Source organism: Amycolatopsis sp. NPDC114504 (assembly GCF_055633595.1).
The window spans coordinates 425,830-446,028 of the sequence record NZ_JBVKDU010000001.1; the positions used below are offsets into that span (position 1 = coordinate 425,830).

The window sequence follows — 20,199 nt, forward strand, 5'->3', positions numbered from 1 at the left end:
CTCTTCTGTCCTCTCAAGACACTCGCGTGTGGACCCCGACCGCGGACACCACGCCGACGGTCACGCCTCGACGTGCGCCGCGGGGCCCGGGTCTCAGTACTCCGTCGTGGTTCAGGCGCACGGTTCCCACCACGGGCGGCGGCAGCGGGACGAACGCGGTGTCCACGCCGACCGCCGACCACGTGCCGACGACGAACCCCGCCCCGCCGGCGCGGACCGATCCCCTCGTGTGCGCGGGCGCCTGCCGGGCCACCAGGCGCCGCACCGCGTCCTCGTCCGCGGCGCCGGAGGGCAGCAGGACCCGGAACCGGTGGGCGTGCTCGGTGAGGGGATCGGTGTCCGGGTCGCCGAACGCCCGCAGCGGCGTCGCGCCCAGCGTCGAGGTGCCGAGCCGCAGCCGCGACGACGAGCGGCCGAACAGCCGCACCGAGCCCAGACCACGAGCGGTCGCCGGGGCCGGCGAGGTCACCGTCGCGCGCACCTGGGCCCAGTGGCGGTCGCCGGCCAGTTCGTCGATGACCGGCTCGACCCCGAAGACGATCTCGATCGCCTCCTTCAGCGCGCCCGGGGTGCCGCGCCGCCGGTACAGGCGGGGCGCGGCGGCGATCAGCTTCCGGCGCGTGCCGGCGTCCCAGCCGGCTTCGAACGACAGGCCGAGCAGCCCGGCCAGCCACGGCAGCGCGGCGTCCGGCACGCCGGCCGGGTCGAGCAGCGCGGGATAGCGCTCGATGACCCGGTCGATCTCGGCGATGCTCGCGTCGAACAGGGACAGGAACCGCTCGGTGAAGTCGTCCGCGGCGGGGTCCTGCCGGAACGCGGCGGGCAGGAGGTCCGCGCTGGTGGACCGCGGGAAGTCGAGCCGGATCCGGTGCAGGACCGGGGTCGCGGCGGAGTCTCCCGACAGCCGGGCGCGCAGGGTGAGGTGACGCCCGGGCGGCTGGTCGACGAGGAAGTCGGTGACGCCGGCGGGCGCGGTCTGCCAGTCGCTCTCGGCGAACCGGTCGTCCTCGGACACCACGACTGACACCGACACCGCTGTGCCCGCCGGCACGTCCGCTTCGACCCGCACCCGGTGCCAGCGGCAGCGCGAGATGCCGCTGTCGATCAGGTGCGTGGTGAACTCGCCGTGCGTCACGTACCGGCCGGCCTCGGGCGCCGGTTCTTCGCGCGGCTGCCCTTCCCAGTCGTAGCAGGAGGTGACGTCGCCGTCCGGCCCCTTCTCCCGCAGGCAGAAGCCGTCGTCGCCGGCGCTGACGAGGCTGCTCGGCGGCAGCGCGGCCGCCAGCTCGTCCACAGTGGACTCGCGGTGGTCCCGGTAGATCCGGAACCGGCCGTTCTTCTCGGTGAGCAGCCAGATCGTCCGGCCGGGTCCGGTCCGGATCCCGATGATCTGGCCGCGGACGCTGGTCCGGATGACCTCGCACAGCCTCCCGTCGGCGCCGTACCGCCAGAGCCGGTCGCTGCCGGCGCGGGCCACGAGCACCTGGTCGTCCGGCCCGAGCGCCACGACGGTGGCGTCGCGGTGGCGGATCACCGCGGCCAGGTGGTCGCCCTCGTTGCGCCAGACGAAGACCCGGCCGGAGTCGGCGACGGCGATCCGGTGCCCGCGCGCGGCCACGGCGACCGGGTCGTTCAGCAGCCGGGGGTCGCAGTGGCGGGGCCAGACCGGCAGCCAGCCGCCGGCGCAGGTGTCCCGGCGCAGCAACCGGTCCCCGGCGAGCAGGTACCAGCCGCACGGACGGCAGCCGGGCGCCAGGCGCGGGTCGGGGAACCACGGCAGCAGCTGCGCGCGCGTCGGGCCTTCCGGGGAAGCGCCCTCGTAGGCCAGCCGCACGCCGGCTTCGCCGGTGAAGCCGACGACGTCGGTCACCGCGGCTTCGTCCCACCCGACGACGTCGTCGAGGAGCCGGAAGGTGACGGTGGTCGGCGCGCAGGTCATGACTCCTCCACCGGGATCAGCAAGGGGCGTTCCGGCCAGACGAGGTCGTCCGGCGGGATCGCGTGGTCGGTGCACGGCGGCAGGCGCAGCCCGTCGGCGGTCAGCGAGAGCCCGGACACGGCGAGGACGCCGTCCACGGCCAGGAGCCGGCGCACGAGCGGGGTGTGCCGCACCGCGCCGCCGAAGGGCCAGCCGCCGCCGTTTTCGCCGCCGCGCAGCGGGTCCAGGTAGGTGGTCACCGCGTCGGCCGCGCGCGCGAGCACCGCGGCCCGGTCCTGGTCGGCGTCGAGCACGACCCTGGCCTCGACGGCGATCCGCCGGAACGCGACCGGGCCGGTGACCACCGTGACCCCGGCCGGTGCCACCTCGCGGCTCAGGAACCCGGCCACCGCACGCAGGGTGGCGGCCGTGGGCACGGGCGGCTCGGTGCCGCCCTCGTCGACCGGCGGCACCACGAGCACGCCGACGACGCCCGGGATGGGCGCGCCCGGGAAGTCCGGGTGCAGGCCCGGCACGCCGTTCGCGCGGGCGATCGACGCACCCGGCGCGCGCAGGGCCAGCAGGCCGTAGTCGGCCGGGGCGACGGCGCGGCCGCGGGAGCGCAGCTCCCCCACCCCGCGCCGCACCACGTCCGCGTCCGGCTCGGCGTCGGCACCGCCGGTGGCAGGGAACGGGTTGTTCACGCCGGTCACGAACGGCCGCGCGGTGACGACGCCGTTGACCGCGCCGGCCGCCACGGCGCCCGCCCGGCCGCCGCCGACCCGGTACCGGACGGCACGCACGTTGCGGAAGCCCGGGGGCACGGGCGCGCCGGTGACGCCGTCGCCGAACGTGACCACGCCGGTGTCGTAGTCGACCGCGAACACCCGGTCGTCCGGACCGTACGCGGCGAGGCTCGGGACCTCCTGCCACCGCGACGCGCTGTCCTCGGCCGTCCCGAAGAGGTCGACGCCGGGGTCGTCGTCGACCTCGATCACGACGCTGCCGGCCAGGATCGGGACCTGGCTCAGCCGTAGCTGCCGCCGCTCGGACGGCGTCGCGGGATCCTGGATCGGTTCCAGGGGCTCGTCGAAGATCGTGTGGGCGGCGGTCGCGGCGACCGTGTTCAGCCGCAGGCCCGAGACGAGCGGCGGAGCGACGGCGAAGAGGCCGTGCGCGATCTGCAGCCGCAGCCACCGCAGCGCGGGCCCGGGCCGGGCGGTCGGCGGTTGGCCGGGTGCCCAGGTGCGCGGCAGCCGCAGCTCGATCGTGCCGCTCGCGCGCAGCCCCTGGGTCTCGTCGCGGGTGACTTCGGCGGGGACGAACCGGCCGCCGTCCAGGACGTCCCAGCGCAGCAACGGCTGGGGCTCCAGCGGCAGTGGGGTGAGCCCGCCGGCGGCCGCGGGCGTCGGCGGGGCGGCCGCGATCACGAAGCCCAGCGACAGCGAGGGGAACGGGCTCGCGGTGCCGTCGAGGCCCAGCCACAGCGCGTTGCCCGGTTGCGGCTCGGCGCCGAACGGTGCGAAGGGCCGGCCGGGCCCGTTCGGGCCGAGCGGGACCGGCTCGAGCGCGCCGCCGCGCTGGACGGCGAGCACGCCCAGGGTGGCCGGGGTGGCGTAGAGGTCCTGGTCGGTCTCGTAGACGACCTGGTCGCCGCCGCTGCCGGACGCGGCGGCCTGGAACCCGGCGGGGACGAGCACCGACGCGCCGTCCGGCGGGGCCACGGTGAACTCCAGCAGCGCGGCGGCCGCGGTCGCCGGCCGGCGGCGCACCCCGGCGGTGTTCAGGTGCTCGGCGAGGACCTTCTCCGGCAGGCGGTCGACCCGGGCCAGCACGGGCTCGGCCTGGGTGCCGAACAGCCGCACGAGGGCGACGCCGGCGTCCTGGCGGTCGGGGTTGGTCCAGTCCGGGGTGTAGCCGGGGACGCGATCGCGCACGGCGGCCCGGACCGCTTCCCGCGTCGCGTCGACGAGCTCGGGCTGCACTCCGGACGGCCCGGGGCCGGGCCCGATGCGAGCTTCTTCGGTGGCGTCGCGCGCCCACCAGACGTCGTCGGTCACAGCAAGCCCTCCCCCGGCTCGACGGCGGGCACGACGCGCGTGCGGACCTCGCGGACCGCCGGCAGGTCGCCGGCGCGCAGGGGCACGTCGTCACAGGTCTCCGCCGGTTCCGCGCCGTCGACGCCGATCGCGACGGCGGTGACGTCCGCCAGGTCGCCGAGCGCCTGCTGCGCGGCCCGCAGCAGCGCCGAGGGCCGCAGTGCTTCGCCGAACGGCCAGCCCGTTTCGTCGTCCCCGCCGGTCAGGGGGTCGAGGAAGCGGCGCAGCGCGTCACCGACCACAGTGGACACTTTCGCCCGGTCGGCCGGCGTGCCGGACAGGTCGGCCCGCAGCCGGACGTCCCGGTACGCCGGGGCCCGCACGAACACCTCGGCCGTCAGCAACCGGGCTTCGGCCAGCCGGCCCGCGACCGCGCACAGCAGGCCCGGATCCGGCTCGGGCGCGACCGACTCGCCCGGCGGCACCGACGGGACGACGTGGACCGTCACCGCGCCGGGCACCCGCGCGCACGGGAAGCCCGGGTGCTCGCCGACCGCGGCGTAGGCCCGGCCGGCCGCCACCCCCGGCGTCGTCACGGCCAGGGTGACGAAGTCCTCGGCGGTGACGGCCCTGGTCACCTCGCCGAGCGCACCCGCGGCCCGGTCACGTGCCTGCGCCACCGTTTCCGGGTCCTCACCGCCTTCGGCCTGGACCAGGTTCGCGGCGCGCACCGGCGCCTCGGCCGTGACGGGCAGCCAGTTGCCGGTGAGCCCGCCGTTGCCGTCGCGCCCGCCGCCGATCGTGTACTCGACCCGCACGTCGCCGGCCGGGCGCGGGATCCGGCCGGTGAGCCCGTCGCCGAACACCAGCGCGCCGTCGCGGCGGTCCAGCAGGAAGATCCGGTCCCGCGAGGCGCCGAAAGCGAAATCCACCACCGGTTCCCACTGCTCGCCGGCCAGCCGCAGGCACGCGGTGAGCAGGCGGTCGGCGGCGTCCGGCAGCACGAGCCGCTGGCCGGGCAGCTTCAGCCAGTCCTTGACCTGATCCGCGAAGCCGGTCTCCGTGCGGCACTCGCGGTGGCGGGCACCCGAGACGTTGACCGCCAGCCGCAGCAGCCGCGGCGGCGACGCGTAAGTCGCGGCCGGGGTCGACACCAGCAGCCCCCGGTGCGCCGTGGACCAGCCGGCCGGCGGCCGCAGGCGCACGACCCCGGACCGCCGCAGGCCGCCGGTGCCGTCCTCGACCTCTTCGAACGCCCCGGAAGCGTCCCCGCCGGGCCGGAACCACGACCACGTCACGGCGGCGGGTGGTGCCACCCCGGACACGGCGAGCGGCGACCAGGACGGCGGCACCGCCGAGTCGAGCTCGACCAGCAAGGACAGCCAGCCGGACGGGGAGTGGGCCCCGGCGAGCGGCACCGTGAAGCGGGCCGACGCGGCCGAGCCGTCGGCGGCCAGCAGCGGAACCCCGCGGCGGGCGAGCAGGTCGGCGGTGCGGTCGCGGTCGGTGAAGACCGTCACGTCGCCCTCGACCGGGAACGCGGTCACCTCGTCGTCGAGGGTGAACCGGATGGCCGCGGCCGGGTCGCGGGCGAAGACGGTCCCGGCGGGCACCACGACCGGCTCCGGCGACTCGGTCGTCAAGGCGAGGACGGTCGCCGCCGGCTGCGCGGGTCGCGGCGGCTCGAGGCCCAGCAGCTTCAGGATCGCGACGACGAGCTCGTCCGGGGCCTGGTCGAGCCAGTAGAGCCGCTGTTCCAGCAGGTACGCGAACAGCTCCAGCAGCGTGACGCCGGGGTCGACGGGCGCGTGCAGCGTCCAGGTGCCGCCCGACTCGGCCGGGATGCGGCGGGTGACGGCCGCCATCAGGTCGGCCCAGGTCAGGTCGTCGAGCTTCGGCACGGGCAGGGTCATGGCGTCGTCCCCGTCAGGCCGAGGTAGAACGGGAAGACCAGGTTGGCCTTGGTGTTGGTACGCCGGATCCGGTACTCGATCGACACCGTGACGCGGGATTCGTCGGCCGGGTCGGCCTCGGCGAGGACGTCGGCGAGCTCCACCCTCGGCTCGAAGTCGCGGACCGCGTCGCTGATCGACCGTTCCAGTTCGCGCAGGTTCTGCACGCTGCCGGGCGCGAACACCGACTCGCTCGCCTTCGTGCCGAGGTCCGGGCGCATCACGCGTTCGCCCGTCGCGGTGAGCAGCAGCGCGCGCAGGCAGTGCTCGATGCTCGTCTCGCCGACGGCGTAGGCGAGCCGGCCGGCCTCGTCGGGCAGGATCGGGAACCGCCAGCCGGTGCCGAGGAAGGGTTCGGTCACGTCGCCTTCACCTTCTTCGCGAGCACGGACGGCGGCAGGGGCGTCGCGGGACCGGTGGCGCCGCCCGGCGCGGGGTGGGTGTGCTGGACGAACGCCTGCAGCAGCGCGTTGCCGAGCACGACCGGCTCGGTCGAGCTGCCGCCGAGGTCGATGGCATCCGACTTGACGGTCACCCTCGCCGCCTCGAGGGTGATCTCCCCGCTGTCCTTCAGCACCACCTTCGCGCCCGAAGCGGTGTTGATGGTGATCTCCTTCTCCTTGTCGTCGAAGAGGATCTGGTGCCCGGCCTTGGTGCGGATGATCTTCTGGTCGCGACCATCTTTGTGCGCGGTAGGCGGTTTCTTCTTGCCGTTGTAGAGGCCGCCGAGCACGTAGGGCTGGCGCATGTCGCCCTGGAAGAACGCGACCAGCACCTCATCGCCCACCTCGGGCACGAACACCGAGCCGTAGCCGGCGCCCGCGTACAGCTGGCCGACCCGGATCCAGGGGCTGATCGACGCGCCGCCGTCCAGCCAGTAGTACTTGACCCTGACCCGGCCCTCGTCGTCCCCGTCGTTCTGCACGACCTCCGCGGGCGCGACGCCGTAGAAGCGCTGGTCACTCGCCATCGCGCGGGGCATCGCCGTCATTTCTTGTCCCCCTGGAAGATCTTCCGGCCGGTGAACGTCGTGAAGAAGCCGCTCGAGTTGAGCGCGTGCTCGACGCGTTTGACGAAGTAGGTGCCGGAGAACCGCTTGCCGAGGCCGAAGATCTCCAGGTTGTCCCCCGGCCGCAGCTCCGGCAGCCCGGCCACCCGGCCGGTCGCGGTGATGAACTCGTACGCCCGCTCCCGCAGCAGCGCGATCGCCAGCTCCTTGGCCTCCTCCTGGCTGAGCACCGGAGCGTCGACGATCACCTCTTGCCGGCCGCCGGCCCCGCTTTCCGCCGCCTCCGGCCCGCTCTGCCCGTCGGCCGAGTTCTGCCCGCCGGGCAGGTCCTTCGCGGTCGCGACGTACTCGATCGGCTGCGCCTTGACCGGGTCCCAGCCGTGCACGGTGAGCTTGCTGACCTGGTTCGAGACGGTCATGGTCGGGGTGAAGTCGAGGAGGTTGGGCACCAGGCCCGCCGGCTGCCCGCTGGGCCCGGTGGCCAGGCCCGGTGCGTAGGCGAGGCGGAACAGCCGGATCGGGCGGCTGTCGCGGCCGTCGGTGGGCTTGACGAAGTAGAGCGTCTGCTCGCCCGTCCGCGGGTCCGGCAGGATGTAGCAGTCGAAGTCGATCCGCTTGGCCCGCTCCATCAGGAACTGCGCGTCGGACTGGTTCTTCTGCACCACGAGGTCGTGCCTCGGGCCCTCGTGGGTCGTGACGAACGCCAGCTTGTTGCGCCGCGCGATCTGCTCGGCGATCTCCCAGTCGGTCTTCCCGACGAAGTTCTTGTCCTCTTCCTTGGTGGGCTTGCGGTCCTTGAGCGCGAGCATGCCGTCGACGCAGGTGATCGAGACGGTCGGCGACGCGCCGTCGGGGAACTTCGGGGCTAGCGAGCTGATCGTCCCGGTCCCCACGGTCAGCAGCTTGTCCGCGTAGCCGAGCCGGACGGAGACGCGCGTGCCGATCTGCAGCTTCTCCGAGTCGCTGTGCTTGAACTTCAGCGTGACGTCGTCCCAGTTGTTGAGCTCGAGGTCGAAGCCGGACATCTCGTCGAGGTCGCGGTGCACCTTGACGTCGAGGATGTCGTTCTTGGTCGTCGGGTCGGCCTGGAGACCGTCGACGACGACCTCGAACCCGGGCGCGTAGCGGTCCGGGTCGGCGATCTCGGGCCGGGTGCCCGCGGGCGCGGTCATCGCACGCCTCCTCTCACGGCAGCCGGGGCACGGTCAGCACCAGCCCCGGCCTCAGGTCGCGGGGATCGGAGATCCCGTTGGCACGCGCCAGTTCCCGCCACGCGTCCGGGCGCCGGTAGACGGCGGCGGAGATGCGGTCCCACGTGTCGCCGCGGCGCACGACGTAGCTCTTCTCCACCGTCGGCGACGACCGCGGCGGGTCGTTGGCCTGCTCCTTCGCCGGCCGGTACTCCTTCAGCGTGAGGTCGAGCTGGGCCCGCAGCGGGACGCCGTTCTTGGCGAACAGCACGTAGTTGACGTCCAGCTTCTCCAGCACGCCCCGGAACACCGTCCTGTCCCAGACGAACTTGACGATCGGCGGCGCGTGCAGGGTCTCCTGCGGCCGCATCAGCTTGCGGATTTTGTCCACATAGGACTTCCGGACGTCGTCCAGCGTGTCGGACGTGTCCACCAGCGCCTGGACCGACAGCGACTCGCTGCCGCCCCGGATGTACTGGATGGGCGGGGTTTCGAGACCGGGGATGGTGATCTCGGCGAAGGTGTTGCTCTTGCTCAGCTTGTACTCGGTCGGGTTGAACTTCAGCGGGATCCGCTTCGGCACGTTCTGCGGGTTCTCCGGCTGCTCGATCTCCAGGTGCGCGTCGGCGCCCTGGCTCACCAGCGAAAACGGGGTGACGCTCACCGGCCGCCTCCCGTGGTGCCGAGCTTGCGGTCGTTGTCGCTGCGCTCGGCCCGCGCGCACTCTTCTTCGTACAGCCGTGCCCACGCCTGGATGTGCTTGTTGAAGAGGCGGGCGAACAGCGCGCCGTCGTCGCCTTCCACCTGGAAGCGCACCTCGAGGTTGTGGATGATCAGGTTCTTGGGCACGCTGTGTCTCCTCAAAGCGGCTCTCCTACAGGACGGCCGTCAGGCCCTCGTGGGCGATTTCCAGTGACTCGATCGCGACCGCGTTCTGCTCGGCGTGCAGGTCCGGGCCGGTCCACTTGGCGGCCAGCCCGCCGTGGAAGATCCACGACTTCGCGGGCACGCCGGCCTCGTCGAGCATGATCACGGCGCCGTCGCGGCGGGCACCCAGCGAGTCGTGCAGGCCGGTGTCGTACCAGGACCACAGGAGCCGGTCGCGGACGACGCCGCGCTTGAGGGTGATCGGGTTCCACGAGTGGCGCAGCGGCAGCCGGTGCACCGAGTCGTTGCGGCCGCCCTCGGCGTAGGTCACCACCTCCAGCTGCGCCCCCATCCCGGTGACCTCCTGGAACGCGCCCGCCGCCACCGCCGGCAGCAGCAGGGCCTGCGCCGGCGGCAGGTACACGTCCGCCGGCGCGAGCGTCACGAGGAAGCGGAACTTGGTCAGCGGCTCGTTCAGCGCGAGCAGCTGCTCGACCGGTGTCGTCACTGCTCGATCACCTCCAGGCCGCGGTCCTGGCCGAGCACGAGCCGCAGCGCGATGAACTCCATGGGCACGGCCGGTGCGACGCCGATCTCGCACACGACCTGGCCGGGGTCCTGCTCCGGCGGGTTGTTGGTCTCGTCGCAGACCACGCGGAACGCGTCCTCCGGCCGGCTGCCGGCGAGCGCGCCGGTGCGGAACGCCTCCAGCAGCACCGAGGTGATCGCGCGGACCAGCGACAGCCGCAGCTCCGGCGAGTTCACCTCGAACACCAGCGGCGCGGCGGCCCGCCGGATGGCCCGCACCAGCAGGTGCAGCAGCCGGCGGTGGGCGACGTAGCGGCGGCGCGGGTCACCCGAGAGCGTCCGCCCGCCCCACACGACGAGGCCGCGGCCCCGCATGCAACGCACCAGGTTTACGTTCGCTTCGAACAGCCGGGCCTGCTGTGCCTCCGGGTACTCGACGTCGAGGTCGACGGCGTCCAGCAGCGTGGCGTTCGCCGGGGTTTCGGCGGCGCCCCGCTCGGTGTCGAGCCGGGCGACCAGCCCGGCGACGTGCCCGGACGCCGGGACGGTCCGCAAGCCGGGCCCGGCGAGCGAGGGTGCCCGCAGCGGCGGGTGGTACACCGCCGCCGCGGCGAGCAGCGCCTCGTCGCCGAAGTCCGCCAGCTCGCCGACCCAGACCAGCACGTCGTCCACTGTGGACACCGAGGGCGGCACGTCCAGCAGCACCAGGCGGTCCAGCAGCGGGGCCACCGCGGCGAGCAGGGTCAGGACCAGGTCCGTGTGGCCGGTCCCGGCCAGGTCGGCGCCGAGGTCCGGCAGGGCCACCAGCGCCGGCTCGGGCAGCTCGGCCTGCGTCACCACCGCGGCCGCGTAGTCGTCACGGCTCGGCGGGCTGTCCGTGCCGCCGTCGAGCGTCAGGTCCCACGACCGCGAGATCGGCCCGTCCGGCGGGATCGGGTCCGCCGTGCCCACCGGGACGACGCGGATGAGGTGCGACGCGGTGAGCCGGTCGACGACCTCGCCGGGCGCCATGCCGGCGAAGATCTCCGCCGGCTCGCCGGGCACCAGCACCCGCACGGTGACCGCCGGCGGGCCCGCGACGCTGCTCGCCCGGTACCGCACGGTGACCCGGCCGCCGTTCGCCCACGCGCCGGGACTCGCGGCCACCACGCGGAAGCCGTCCGTCCACTGTGCACTCGCGGGCTCGGCCGGCCCGGAGACCCGCAGCACCCACGCCGTGCGGCCCTGGTTCTCGAAGAACCCGCGCAGCGCGTACGGCGTCGCCGAGGTGCCGTCGGGCGGGCCGAACGCGCCCACGACGTCGTTCCAGCTCTCGACGCGCACGGGCCGGCCGACCGGGCCGCGCCGGGTGCGGCCGAGGAACACGGCCACGTCCGTGCGCAGCGGCTCGTCCGCCGGGGCCGCACGCTCGAAGGTCAGGGAAACGCCGGGTAGCGCCGCGCTGGTCATCTCTGCTCTCTCACGCGTCGATCAGGAGGCTCTCGACGGCCAGGACGAGCGTCTCCATGGCGATCTCGTTCTTGGTCGCGTTGAACGACGGTCCGGTGTACTTGGTCGGCCAGGCCCGGTCGAAGTTCCAGCGCATGACCTCCTGGCGGTTCTCGTCGAGCATGACGATCGAGCCCGCGGTGCGCCGCACGCGGCCGTCGAGCGCCTCCTTCACCCAGTTCCAGAAGCCGACGTGGCCGGTGACCCCGCGCTTGAACGTCAGCGCGCTCGGGAACTTCTTGAGGCCGGTGAGCTTGCGGACCGTGATGTCCTCGCTGCCGTTGCGGTGCTCGATCACCGGTATCTCGACGTCCATCCCGCTGACCTCGGTGAAGGATCCGCTCACCGCGACCCCGTCGTCGCTGACGTTGGTCACGATGACCAGGAAGTTGTACGCGGCGTACGGATCGTCGCGCGTCACAGGTGGCATGGTCGTTGCCTTTCAGTCAGACGAGCTGGGGCTCGCGGGTCTTCTGCTGGATCCGGAAGATCACGAACTCCGCCGGGAACACGGGCGCCACCCCGATGACGCAGATGAGCCTGCCGTTGGCGATGTCGTCGTCGGTCATCGTGGTGCGGTCGCAGTGGACGAAGAACGCCTCGTCCGCGGTCGTGCCGGCGAGCGCGCCGCTGCGCCAGACCGTGGTCAGGAAGTTCGTGACGGTCTGCCGCACCAGCGCCCACAGCGGCTCGTCGTTCGGCTCGAACACGACCCACTGGGTGCCCTCGTCGATCGACTCCTCGAGGAACAGGAAGAGCCGGCGTACGTTGACGTACTTCCACGAGGTGTCCGACGAAAGCGTGCGCGCGCCCCACACCCGCTGGCCGAGGCCGGGGAAGAACCGCAACGCGTTGATCCCGCGCGGGTTGAGGACGTCCTGGTGCCGCTTGGTGACGTCCTGGGCGATGCCGTCGGTCAGCCGGATGCCGCGGATGACCGCGTTGGCCGGCGCCTTGTGCACGCCGCGTTCGGTGTCGGTGCGGGCGTAGATCCCGATGACGTGCCCGGACGGCGGCGCCTCGACGAACCGGTTCGTCGAAGGGTCGTTGACGACCAGCCACGGGTAGTACAGCGCCGCGTACTTGGTGTCGAACGGCACCCGGAACGTCTGGATCCCCTCGATGTCGAGGCCGTCCTGCGGGTCGAGGACGGCGAACCGGTCCTTGAGCTGTTCGCAATGGGTCACGAGCGCCGACTCGACCGTGCCGGCCCAGACGCCGGGCACCGCGCAGATCGCGACCTCGTCGATGTCCTCCAGCGCCACGATGCCGGTGCGCTTGCCGCTCCCGCCGTCGGTCCCGACGAAGTCCGCGACCGTGAGGCCCCCGAAGGCGTCGTCGCCGTCGTCGGCGAGGCTGAGCCACGAGCCGGCGGCAGGCGTCGGGAAGGCCGTGGGATCGGCGACGAGGTCGTCGAGGGCGGTCGCCCGCACCAGCCGGGACTGGCTCGCCAGCGCACCCACCACGGTCCCCGGGGCCTCGCCGGTCAGGCGCAGGTTGCGGAACGTCTCGGTCGCCGAGCCGCCGCCGGGGTCGGCGAACCGGGTTTCCACGGTGGCCTCGACGAGGGTGAGCCGGTCGTTTTCGAGGATTTCCTCCGGCAGGCCGGCGTCGGCCGCGAAGGGTTCGAGCTCGACGATCTCCCCGGTCACCGAGCGCACGCGCAGGGCGGTGAGCGCGGTGCCGGTGTCGAGCTGGGTGACCGCGCTCTCGTACAGCCGGTTCGCGCCACCGATCCGCAGGGTCAGCGGGGCGTCCGGATCGGCGTCGGCGGCGCGGGCCGACCGCACCACGCGCACGGCGAGGCCGGGTCGCCACAGTGCGTGCCGGGTGCCCTCGGCCAGGGTCAGCTCCACGTGGTCGTCCGTGGTGGCCACCCCGACCACCGGGAACCGCCGCGGGCCGATCAGGACCCGGAACGGCGGGGTGAGCGCGTCCAGCCCGGCCGCCGCGTCCACCCGGAGCGTCGCACTGTCCACCGGGGACTCCTCGGCGACCTGGGTCGTGATCAGCGCGCCCTGGTCCGGCGCGGGCAGCACCGGGAGGGTGGCGCTCGCCGACGGCTGGATCCGCACCTGGACCGTCCGGCCCCAGGAGCCGGGGCTCGACGCGGCGAACCGCAGGGTCTCGGCCTCGGGGCGGTCCCCGACCTGGACGTAGTCCCCGCGGGCCACCTTCACCGGCTCGGTCGGTCCCGCGTCGAGCTGGACCCGGCCGGTGGTCGTGCTGTAGCCGGTGATCGTCGCGGCCCCGATCGCGGCACCGGTGTCACCGCGGAAGAACCCGATCGCGTCCGCGCCGGTGAACCCGATCAGGTGCGTGAGGGCCACGGTGGTGGCACCGGCCGCGGCGTCCTGCGCGATCAGGCTGACCCGGCCCCGGCGGAGCGTGCCGGACGCGGCCTCCGCGGTGGCGCTCGCGACCCGCTTGACGTAGAGGCGCTGGCCGCCGTTGTCGAAGAAACCCTTGACCGCCAGCGGGAACAGCCACCAGCGGCCGCCCTCGCCCGGGTTGTCCGCCCAGGCGTCGCGGATCGCCGGGTCCGGCTCCGGCAGGAAGCCGCCGAAAGTGGTCTGGTACTCCAGGAAGTTCGTGACCAGCTTCGGCTTCCCGTCGGTCGGGCCGCGCTGGGTGACCCCGACCATGCCCGCCGTGCTGGTGCTCACCCCCGCGATCGGCCGCGGCCCCGCGTCGACCTCCTCGACGTAGACGCCGGGGCTCAGGTACTCGGGCATGGTTCAGCTCCTTCTCTGCTGCGAGACGATTTCGATGACGTGCCGGCGGTCCCGTTCGGTCGGCAGCCGGACGTCCAGCGCCCCGGTCCGTCCCGGCCGCTCGGTGGCCGTGAGGTGGAAGATCTGCACGGGCGGCGGCCCGATGACCGGCTCGCCCTCCCAGCGCAACGCCAGCCGGAAGGCGCCGTCGGGGTTGGTGAGGGTCCGCTCCTGCCACGCGACCCCGTCCCGGACGGTGGTGTCACGGGCCTCGACCAGCGCGTTCGCCACCGGCGCCCGGGTGGCCGCGTCGACGACGACGCCGTACACGGTGCGGATGCCGGGCCCGTACGGGAACGCGACGCCCGGCAGCAGCCGGACCAGTCTCGGCTCGCTGCCGACGGCGGGCGGGCTCGTGTCGTCGTAGGGGTAGGCGGTGAACTCGACCCCGCCCAGGCCGGCGTCGAAGTCCGTGCCGTCCGCCGGGTACAGCGGCGCGAGCCCGATGGCCGAGAGGCGGACGCGGAACCGCTCCGGCTCGCCGCCCGGCGGCCGGCGGCGGCCGAGCTCCGGGTACGCGATCGCGGCGCTCGGCGTGCGGATCGCCGTCGTCTCCTGCGGCACCCAGACGCCTCCGTCCGGGTCGAAGCGGTCCAGCTCCGTGGCGACGTCGGCGGCCCGCACGCGCTGGGCGAACTCGTCGAACGGCACGAACCAGGCCGGGCTGTGCAGGACGGAGGTCTCGACAGGGTAGTAGCGGGTCATGGGAGCGGCGCCCCGCTGATCGTGCGGCTGCGCACGAGCCGGAGCTCGGCGACGTCGAGGGAGTCGAGGTTGACGACCCGCACCTCGTAGTTGAGCGACAGCCGGTACGGCTTCTGGATCGCGTACCAGATCCACGACTTCTGGTCGAGCGTCAACGGCGTCAGCGTGAACTGCAGTGCCTCGGTCGTGCCCGCGAGGCTGCCCGTCAGCTCCTCGCCGGACCAGATCGCGTCGTCGTAGAAGACCTGCAACGCGCGGCCGATCATCTGGTGCTGGGTTTCCTGGTTGCCGCCCCACGGGGTGATCAGGTAGCGCAGCAGCAGCGCCATCGGCGGTTTGCGGCTCGTGGGCGGCGCCGGCGGGAGCGACCGGACCGGCGGCCGGTTGCGCGAGGTCGGGTCTTCGGCGATCTCGTACAGGAAGACCGTCAGCGTCGCCTGGCTCGGCCGGTCCTCGAGGTCGCTGAGCATCGCCCGCGGCGGGTCGTTCGGATCGAGTCCGCGCAGCGCCTCGGTGAGCCGGTCCACGATGATCGTCGAAACGTCGGCGACGACGCCGAAATCGCCCATGCCAGTCCTCCCCTGTGGCACGCCGGGAAGTGGCTCCGACCTGCCGGGGCGCAGCATCGCAGGGGTGGCGTGGCGGGGCCGCGATCAGCGCGTCGCGCGAGCGTCACGGCGGCGTTCCGGGAGCGCGCGTTGACGTGCCCGCGACGCGACGGTGACACATCGGCGCGCATCCTGCGGTGGTGGAGCCATCCGAGGAGCGTTCCGGCAGCATGGTTCTCCGTGCGTGGCTGGAAGGCGGCGAGCCCGACGCGCTCCGGGTCCGCATCCTCTCCACGATCGGGACCGACGAGGCCAGGCCACTCGCCGTGACGTCCCCGGAAGCGGTGCTCGCGGCCGTCCGGAACTGGCTGGACGAGCTCGGATCAGGCCCGATGACGTTTTCGTGACGCCCTGTTGACGCCACCCGGACGATAATTCCGGTAACGTTTCGCACCGGGGTCGCGAATTGTTCAAGGGTGGGTCGATCCGAACGGTGCCGGGCATAGGTTGGGGAGCCGATGCGCACTGAAGAAACGCAGCAGCTGGTGACACTGCGGCTGCTCAAGGGATTCACGCTGCTCGTGGACGACGACCGGGTGGCGCTCTCGGCCGGCGCGCAGCGGCTGCTCGCCTTCCTCGCGCTGCAGGACCGGCCACGGACCCGGACCTACGTCGCGAGAACCCTGTGGCCGGAGGCGACCACGCCGCGCGCCAACGCGAACCTGCGCTCCTCGCTGTGGCGCGCGTCGCGCACCGGGCACCGGGTCATCGACGCGTCGGTGCAGGAGATGGCGCTGGCGGGCAACATCACCGTCGACATCCACGACGCGGTCGCCCGCGCGCACCGCCTGCTCGACCGTTCCTGCGGCTGCGACGACATCCTGGACCGGCAGACCCGCGACGACCTGTCGGCCGACCTGCTGCCCGAGTGGTCGGACAACGAGTGGGTGCTCCTCGAGCAGGAGCAGTACCACCAGCTGCGGCTGTATGCGTTGGAGGCCATGGCGAAGCGGCTCACCACGGCCGGCCGCCACGGCGAGGCGGTGGCCGCCGGGCTGGCGGCGGTGCGGGCCGAGCCGCTGCGGGAGAGCGCGCACCGGGTCCTCATCGACGCGCACCTCGCGGCCGGGAACCGGGCGGCGGCGCAGCACCAGTACGAGCAGTGCCGGCACACGCTGCTCGACGAACTGGGACTCGAGCCGTCCGACTCCCTTCGCCGGCTCCTGCCGCACATCGCCGCGCAGTAGCCGCCGAATTCACCGGCGAATTGCGGTCGTGATCATTACCGAAATAGCGGCGGGCCGGGAAATCACGGATCAATCGCGGCCGGTCGCCCGTTCACGGCGAATTCGCCGTGAACGGGCTCGGCGTCGACGGATCCGTGCGGATCAACCGGCCGGCAGGACGCGGCCGCGGACTTCGCCGAAGCCGATGCGCTCGCCGTTCGCGCCCGGGGCCGTGCCCGTGATGACCACCTCGTCGCCGTCGAGGAGGAAGCTGCGCTCCTCGCCCTTGACCGTCAGCGGTTCCTTGCCGCCCCAGCTCAGTTCGAGGAAGGCGCCGCGCTGGTGCTTCTCCGGGCCCGAGATCGTGCCGGACCCGTAGAGGTCGCCGGTGCGCGAGGACGCGCCGTTGACCGTCAGGTGGGCCAGCATCTGCGCAGGCGACCAGTACATCTCGCGGTAGGGCGGACGGCTGACCTCCTCGCCGTTCCACTCGACGACCAGTTCGACGTCGAGCCCCCACGGGCTGCTCTCCCGCAGGTACGGCAGCGGTTCCGGGTCCTGGCCGGGCAGCGGGACCCGCGCGGCCTGCAGCGCGAGGATCGGGACGACCCACGCCGAGACCGACGTCGCGAAGCTCTTGCCCAGGTTGGGGCCCAGCGGCACGTACTCCCACGCCTGGATGTCGCGCGCGGACCAGTCGTTGAGCAGCACCGCGCCGAACACGTGCCGGGCGAAGTCGTCCGGGGCGATCGGGGTGTTCAACGGCGTGCCGGTGCCGACGACGAAGCCCAGCTCCGCCTCGATGTCCAGGCGCGTGCTCGGGCCGAACACCGGCGCCGGGTCGCCCTTGCGCTGGCCGCTCGGGCGGACGATGTCCGTGCCGGAGACCAGGATCGTCCCGGCACGGCCGTGGTAGCCGACCGGCAGGTGCTTCCAGTTGGGCAGCAGCGGTTCCGCGTCCGGCCGGAACAGCCGTCCGACGTTGGACGCGTGGTGCTCGGAGGCGTAGAAGTCGACGTAGTCCGCGACCTCGAACGGCAGGTGCAGCGTGACGTCGCCGACCGCGTGCACGGCGTCGTCCGGGACCTCGCCGGCGACGAGGTCCGTGATCCGCGACCGGACCGCCACCCAGCGGTCGTACCCCTGCGCCATGAACGGGTTCAGCGTCGGCGCGGCGAAGACGTCGTCGCCGAGCGCGCGAGCCAGATCGAGCACGGAGTCCCCGACGCGGACGCCGACGCGCGGGGCGTCGCCGCCGGCCGAGAACACGCCGTAGGGCAGGTTGGCGGTGCCGAACGGGGAACCGGCGGGGATCTCGATCGTGGTCATGCCTCTCCTCGGGGCAGCAGGCCGAGGGCGGCCAGCTCGGTCAGGGGGTCGGTGACACTGCAGGTGCCGAACGAGGTGAACCGCGCGCGGACGCCGTCCTCCAGGTCCCGGACGAGCCCGGCGACGACCGCGCCGTCGCGCTCGGCGAGGTGCGCCTCGGCGCGGTCCGGGTCGCCGGCCGCGAGCAGCAGGTTGAGGAAGCCGTGCTGCTCGAAGCCGGTTTCGGGGTCGGTGTTGCGCAGCGCGTGGTGCAGCCCGGCCGTCGCCTTGAACGGGACGCCGGCGTCGATGGCCGCGCAGATCGACGCGGCCAGCTCGGCCTCGTCGGGGTAGAGGTCCGCGCGGACGCCGCCGGTGCGGAACTTCGCGCGGTGACCCGTCCCGGCGAGCGCCCGCAGCAGTGGCCCGCGGCGGTCGTCGCGCGGGATCTCCACGTACACCGGCGCGGTCGCGGCCGACACCGCGTCGAGCAGCTCGGCCGGCCCCATGCCGTCCGGCACCGCGATCTCCAGGGCCCGCAGGTCCACCGGCAGCGTCTTGACGGCGTCGAGCACGGCGGGCAGCCGGTCGGGGCCGCCGGGCAGCGTCACCGCGACCGGCAACGGCGTCTCGCGCGGTCCGAGGAATTCGTCCAGCGCTTCGAGCGCCGGGGCGGCGAGCACCAGCGGGCCGACCAGGTCGGCGTACCAGGCCTTCTCGTAGGCGTCGTGCGCGGCGATCGCGGCCGGCAGGGGCGCCAGGCCGGGCGGGAACACCGCGGCGTCGTCGCACAGGCCGGCGAAGAGCGCGGGGATCACGCGACCGGCCCCCGTCCGGACCAGGTCCACGCGTAGCCCGGGTCTTCGCTCGCCAGGCCGCCTTCGCCGAGTTCGAGCGGGCGGAAGGTGTCGACCATGACGGCCAGCTCGTCGAAGAACTCCGCGCCGAGCGACCGCTCGACCGCGCCGGGCTGCGGGCCGTGGCTGTGCCCGCCCGGGTGCAGGCTGATCGAGCCCTGGGCGATGCCGGATCCCTTGCGCGCCTCGTAGTTCCCGCCGCAGTAGAACATCACCTCGTCGGAGTCCACATTGGAGTGGTAGTACGGCACCGGCACGGCGAGGGGGTGGTAGTCGACCTTGCGCGGGACGAAGTTGCAGATGACGAAGTTCTGGCCCTCGAACACCTGGTGCACGGGCGGCGGCTGGTGCACGCGGCCGGTGATCGGCTCGAAGTCGGCGATGTTGAAGGTGTACGGGTAGAGGAACCCGTCCCAGCCGACGACGTCGAAGGGGTGGGTCGGGTAGACGTACCGGGTGCCGGTGATGCCGCGCGAGCCGCGGTGCTTGACCAGCACCTCGACATCCTCACCCTCGGCCAGGAACGGCTCCTCGGGCCCGTGCAGGTCGCGCTCGCAGTACGGCGCGTGCTCCAGCAGCTGGCCGAACTTCGACAGGTACCGCTTGGGCGGCGTGATGTGCGAGTTCGCCTCGACGACGTACGCCCGCAGCGGCTCGTCGCTCACCGGGACCCAGCGGTGCGTGGTGGCGCGCGGCAGGATCACGTAGTCGCCCTGACGCGCTTCGAGCACGCCGAACACCGTCTCGACGCGCGCCTCACCGGACTCGACGTACACGCACTCGTCGCCGACGGCGTTGCGGTAGAGCGGGGACGCCTCCCCCGCCGCGACGTAGGAGATGCGCACGTCGCCGTTGCCGAGGACCAGCCGCCGGCCGGTGACGACGTCGGCGCTCTTCCAGTCGTTGCCCGCGAACAGCTCGTGCAGCTTCAGGTGCCGCGGCACCAGCGGGCGGTTCTCGGTGAGCGTCTGGTCGGGCAGCTCCCACGGCGTCGCGTCGACGATCGCCGAGGGCACGCCGCGGTGGTAGAGCAGCGAGGAGTCCGACGAGAAGCCTTCCTCGCCCATCAGCTCTTCGTAGTAGAGCCCGCCCTCGGGCGTGCGGTGCTGGGTGTGCCGCTTCGGCGGGATGGTCCCCGCTCGGCGGTAGTACGCCATGGTCGCCTCCTGGCCGATTTAGTTCACGCTTTTACTATCTTAGGGGCAGCGTAGCCCCCGGCGCGCGCCACGGGTAGAGGCTAGCGGCGGCTGCGGGTGTCGGATCCGGCCCGCCCGGCGATCAGCTTGCCCAGCAGCATCACCAGGATCCGCTGTTCTTCCCCGGTCAGCGCGTCCGTCCAGCCGAACTCGCGTTCGTTGTGCTCGCGGAACACCGAGACCATCTCCGCCTGGCCGGCCTCGGTCAGCGAAAGCTGGACCGAGCGGCCGTCGCGCTCGTCCGGGACGCGGTCGAGCAGGCCGTCCGCGACGAGCGGCTTCATCAGGTTCGACACCGCCGCCCGGCTCATGCCGGTGAGCCGGGCGGCGGTCTTCGGCTCCAGCGGCCCGGCCAGCCAGACCACGAACAGCAGCCGGAACGCCGACCACGACCGGCCGCGCGGCCGGTGCACCGCGGCCTCCAGGTCGTAGGTGACCAGGTCCGACGCCCGGTTGAGGGTCAGCAGCACCTCGGTCGCCAGCTGGTGGCGGAAGCCGTACTCCGTCGCGAGCCGGCGGTTGGCCAGCTCGACGAACGACCAGAAGTCCAGCTCCTCTTCCATCGGAGCACTCTAACAAATAGTCAAACTTGAA

General features: G+C 73.1%; 20 protein-coding genes. 2 read left to right on the plus strand and 18 right to left on the minus strand.

Going from position 1 to position 20,199, the window contains the following annotated elements:
* Positions 1 to 13: 13 nt before the first annotated feature.
* The 14 genes from ACZ7PG_RS02045 to ACZ7PG_RS02110 are packed head-to-tail and all read right to left on the minus strand — an operon-like array spanning position 14 to position 15,039.
* Positions 14 to 1,939, minus strand: a complete 1,926-nt coding sequence (locus tag ACZ7PG_RS02045; protein ID WP_470237227.1) for a phage tail protein — start codon at positions 1,937 to 1,939, stop codon at positions 14 to 16.
* Positions 1,936 to 3,978: a putative baseplate assembly protein gene (locus tag ACZ7PG_RS02050; RefSeq protein WP_470237228.1), complete on the minus strand. Its 2,043-nt coding sequence runs from the start codon at positions 3,976 to 3,978 to the stop codon at positions 1,936 to 1,938. Before ACZ7PG_RS02050 ends, ACZ7PG_RS02045 begins: the two co-directional genes overlap by 4 nt.
* Positions 3,975 to 5,870 carry a baseplate J/gp47 family protein gene (locus ACZ7PG_RS02055; RefSeq protein ID WP_470237229.1) on the minus strand — a complete coding sequence of 632 codons (1,896 nt, stop codon included), beginning with the start codon at positions 5,868 to 5,870 and terminating at the stop codon, positions 3,975 to 3,977. Before ACZ7PG_RS02055 ends, ACZ7PG_RS02050 begins: the two co-directional genes overlap by 4 nt.
* Positions 5,867 to 6,271: a GPW/gp25 family protein gene (locus tag ACZ7PG_RS02060; RefSeq protein WP_470237230.1), complete on the minus strand. Its 405-nt coding sequence runs from the start codon at positions 6,269 to 6,271 to the stop codon at positions 5,867 to 5,869. The genes ACZ7PG_RS02055 and ACZ7PG_RS02060 overlap by 4 nt, the downstream gene beginning before the upstream one ends.
* Complete coding sequence (locus ACZ7PG_RS02065) at positions 6,268 to 6,900, minus strand: phage baseplate assembly protein V (RefSeq protein ID WP_470237231.1); 633 nt, start codon at positions 6,898 to 6,900, stop codon at positions 6,268 to 6,270. The genes ACZ7PG_RS02060 and ACZ7PG_RS02065 overlap by 4 nt, the downstream gene beginning before the upstream one ends.
* Positions 6,897 to 8,090: a phage late control D family protein gene (locus ACZ7PG_RS02070; protein WP_470237232.1), complete on the minus strand. Its 1,194-nt coding sequence runs from the start codon at positions 8,088 to 8,090 to the stop codon at positions 6,897 to 6,899. The genes ACZ7PG_RS02065 and ACZ7PG_RS02070 overlap by 4 nt, the downstream gene beginning before the upstream one ends.
* A gap of 13 nt (positions 8,091 to 8,103) precedes the next feature.
* A complete protein-coding gene (locus tag ACZ7PG_RS02075; protein ID WP_470237233.1) occupies positions 8,104 to 8,772 on the minus strand; it encodes a CIS tube protein in 669 nt (222 codons plus the stop codon).
* Positions 8,769 to 8,957, minus strand: a complete 189-nt coding sequence (locus ACZ7PG_RS02080; RefSeq protein WP_470237234.1) for a putative phage tail protein — start codon at positions 8,955 to 8,957, stop codon at positions 8,769 to 8,771. The genes ACZ7PG_RS02075 and ACZ7PG_RS02080 overlap by 4 nt, the downstream gene beginning before the upstream one ends.
* A 25-nt stretch (positions 8,958 to 8,982) precedes the next feature.
* Positions 8,983 to 9,483 (minus strand): phage tail protein, encoded by a 501-nt coding sequence (locus tag ACZ7PG_RS02085; RefSeq protein ID WP_470237235.1) that lies wholly within the window; start codon positions 9,481 to 9,483, stop codon positions 8,983 to 8,985.
* Positions 9,480 to 10,952, minus strand: coding sequence for a phage tail sheath family protein (locus tag ACZ7PG_RS02090; RefSeq protein WP_470237236.1), 1,473 nt, complete (start codon positions 10,950 to 10,952; stop codon positions 9,480 to 9,482). The genes ACZ7PG_RS02085 and ACZ7PG_RS02090 overlap by 4 nt, the downstream gene beginning before the upstream one ends.
* A 10-nt stretch (positions 10,953 to 10,962) precedes the next feature.
* Entirely contained in the window at positions 10,963 to 11,421 is a 459-nt protein-coding gene (locus ACZ7PG_RS02095; RefSeq protein ID WP_470237237.1) for a phage tail protein, read from the minus strand.
* A gap of 16 nt (positions 11,422 to 11,437) precedes the next feature.
* On the minus strand, positions 11,438 to 13,726 hold the full coding sequence (locus ACZ7PG_RS02100) for a phage tail sheath family protein (protein WP_470237238.1): 2,289 nt from the start codon (positions 13,724 to 13,726) through the stop codon (positions 11,438 to 11,440).
* A gap of 3 nt (positions 13,727 to 13,729) precedes the next feature.
* Complete coding sequence (locus ACZ7PG_RS02105) at positions 13,730 to 14,470, minus strand: carboxypeptidase regulatory-like domain-containing protein (protein WP_470237239.1); 741 nt, start codon at positions 14,468 to 14,470, stop codon at positions 13,730 to 13,732.
* The gene (locus ACZ7PG_RS02110; protein WP_470237240.1) at positions 14,467 to 15,039 is read right to left on the minus strand and encodes a Pvc16 family protein; all 573 of its coding nucleotides are present in this window, start codon (positions 15,037 to 15,039) and stop codon (positions 14,467 to 14,469) included. The genes ACZ7PG_RS02105 and ACZ7PG_RS02110 overlap by 4 nt, the downstream gene beginning before the upstream one ends.
* A 209-nt stretch (positions 15,040 to 15,248) precedes the next feature.
* Here ACZ7PG_RS02110 and ACZ7PG_RS02115 point away from each other — a divergent pair, with 209 nt between their 5' ends.
* Both ACZ7PG_RS02115 and ACZ7PG_RS02120 read left to right on the plus strand, forming a co-directional pair.
* On the plus strand, positions 15,249 to 15,425 hold the full coding sequence (locus tag ACZ7PG_RS02115) for a hypothetical protein (RefSeq protein ID WP_470237241.1): 177 nt from the start codon (positions 15,249 to 15,251) through the stop codon (positions 15,423 to 15,425).
* Positions 15,426 to 15,536: 111 nt separating this feature from the next.
* Positions 15,537 to 16,265 carry an AfsR/SARP family transcriptional regulator gene (locus ACZ7PG_RS02120; RefSeq protein ID WP_470237242.1) on the plus strand — a complete coding sequence of 243 codons (729 nt, stop codon included), beginning with the start codon at positions 15,537 to 15,539 and terminating at the stop codon, positions 16,263 to 16,265.
* Between the two features lie 141 nt (positions 16,266 to 16,406).
* Here the strand turns inward: ACZ7PG_RS02120 and fahA are convergent, their stop codons facing one another.
* The 4 genes from fahA to ACZ7PG_RS02140 all read right to left on the minus strand — a co-directional run bounded on the left by fahA (position 16,407) and on the right by ACZ7PG_RS02140 (position 20,168).
* The gene (fahA, locus tag ACZ7PG_RS02125) at positions 16,407 to 17,573 is read right to left on the minus strand and encodes a fumarylacetoacetase (protein WP_470237243.1); all 1,167 of its coding nucleotides are present in this window, start codon (positions 17,571 to 17,573) and stop codon (positions 16,407 to 16,409) included.
* A complete protein-coding gene (locus ACZ7PG_RS02130) occupies positions 17,570 to 18,400 on the minus strand; it encodes a hypothetical protein (protein WP_470237244.1) in 831 nt (276 codons plus the stop codon). The genes fahA and ACZ7PG_RS02130 overlap by 4 nt, the downstream gene beginning before the upstream one ends.
* On the minus strand, positions 18,367 to 19,566 hold the full coding sequence (locus tag ACZ7PG_RS02135) for a cupin domain-containing protein (protein WP_470237245.1): 1,200 nt from the start codon (positions 19,564 to 19,566) through the stop codon (positions 18,367 to 18,369). Before ACZ7PG_RS02135 ends, ACZ7PG_RS02130 begins: the two co-directional genes overlap by 34 nt.
* A gap of 80 nt (positions 19,567 to 19,646) precedes the next feature.
* On the minus strand, positions 19,647 to 20,168 hold the full coding sequence (locus tag ACZ7PG_RS02140) for a MarR family winged helix-turn-helix transcriptional regulator (protein WP_470237246.1): 522 nt from the start codon (positions 20,166 to 20,168) through the stop codon (positions 19,647 to 19,649).
* Positions 20,169 to 20,199 lie beyond the last annotated feature (31 nt).

What these genes read in the sequence shown, in the direction of transcription:
- ACZ7PG_RS02045 (WP_470237227.1), bottom strand. Translation starts at nt 1,939, where the DNA reads ATGACCTGCGCGCCGACCACCGTCACCTTCCGGCTCCTCGACGACGTC.
- ACZ7PG_RS02055 (WP_470237229.1), bottom strand. Translation starts at nt 5,870, where the DNA reads ATGACCCTGCCCGTGCCGAAGCTCGACGACCTGACCTGGGCCGACCTG.
- ACZ7PG_RS02065 (WP_470237231.1), bottom strand. Translation starts at nt 6,900, where the DNA reads ATGACGGCGATGCCCCGCGCGATGGCGAGTGACCAGCGCTTCTACGGC.
- ACZ7PG_RS02070 (WP_470237232.1), bottom strand. Translation starts at nt 8,090, where the DNA reads ATGACCGCGCCCGCGGGCACCCGGCCCGAGATCGCCGACCCGGACCGC.
- ACZ7PG_RS02090 (WP_470237236.1), bottom strand. Translation starts at nt 10,952, where the DNA reads ATGACCAGCGCGGCGCTACCCGGCGTTTCCCTGACCTTCGAGCGTGCG.
- ACZ7PG_RS02095 (WP_470237237.1), bottom strand. Translation starts at nt 11,421, where the DNA reads ATGCCACCTGTGACGCGCGACGATCCGTACGCCGCGTACAACTTCCTG.
- ACZ7PG_RS02100 (WP_470237238.1), bottom strand. Translation starts at nt 13,726, where the DNA reads ATGCCCGAGTACCTGAGCCCCGGCGTCTACGTCGAGGAGGTCGACGCG.
- ACZ7PG_RS02105 (WP_470237239.1), bottom strand. Translation starts at nt 14,470, where the DNA reads ATGACCCGCTACTACCCTGTCGAGACCTCCGTCCTGCACAGCCCGGCC.
- ACZ7PG_RS02110 (WP_470237240.1), bottom strand. Translation starts at nt 15,039, where the DNA reads ATGGGCGATTTCGGCGTCGTCGCCGACGTTTCGACGATCATCGTGGAC.
- ACZ7PG_RS02115 (WP_470237241.1), top strand. Translation starts at nt 15,249, where the DNA reads ATGGTTCTCCGTGCGTGGCTGGAAGGCGGCGAGCCCGACGCGCTCCGG.
- ACZ7PG_RS02120 (WP_470237242.1), top strand. Translation starts at nt 15,537, where the DNA reads ATGCGCACTGAAGAAACGCAGCAGCTGGTGACACTGCGGCTGCTCAAG.
- fahA (WP_470237243.1), bottom strand. Translation starts at nt 17,573, where the DNA reads ATGACCACGATCGAGATCCCCGCCGGTTCCCCGTTCGGCACCGCCAAC.
- ACZ7PG_RS02135 (WP_470237245.1), bottom strand. Translation starts at nt 19,566, where the DNA reads ATGGCGTACTACCGCCGAGCGGGGACCATCCCGCCGAAGCGGCACACC.
- ACZ7PG_RS02140 (WP_470237246.1), bottom strand. Translation starts at nt 20,168, where the DNA reads ATGGAAGAGGAGCTGGACTTCTGGTCGTTCGTCGAGCTGGCCAACCGC.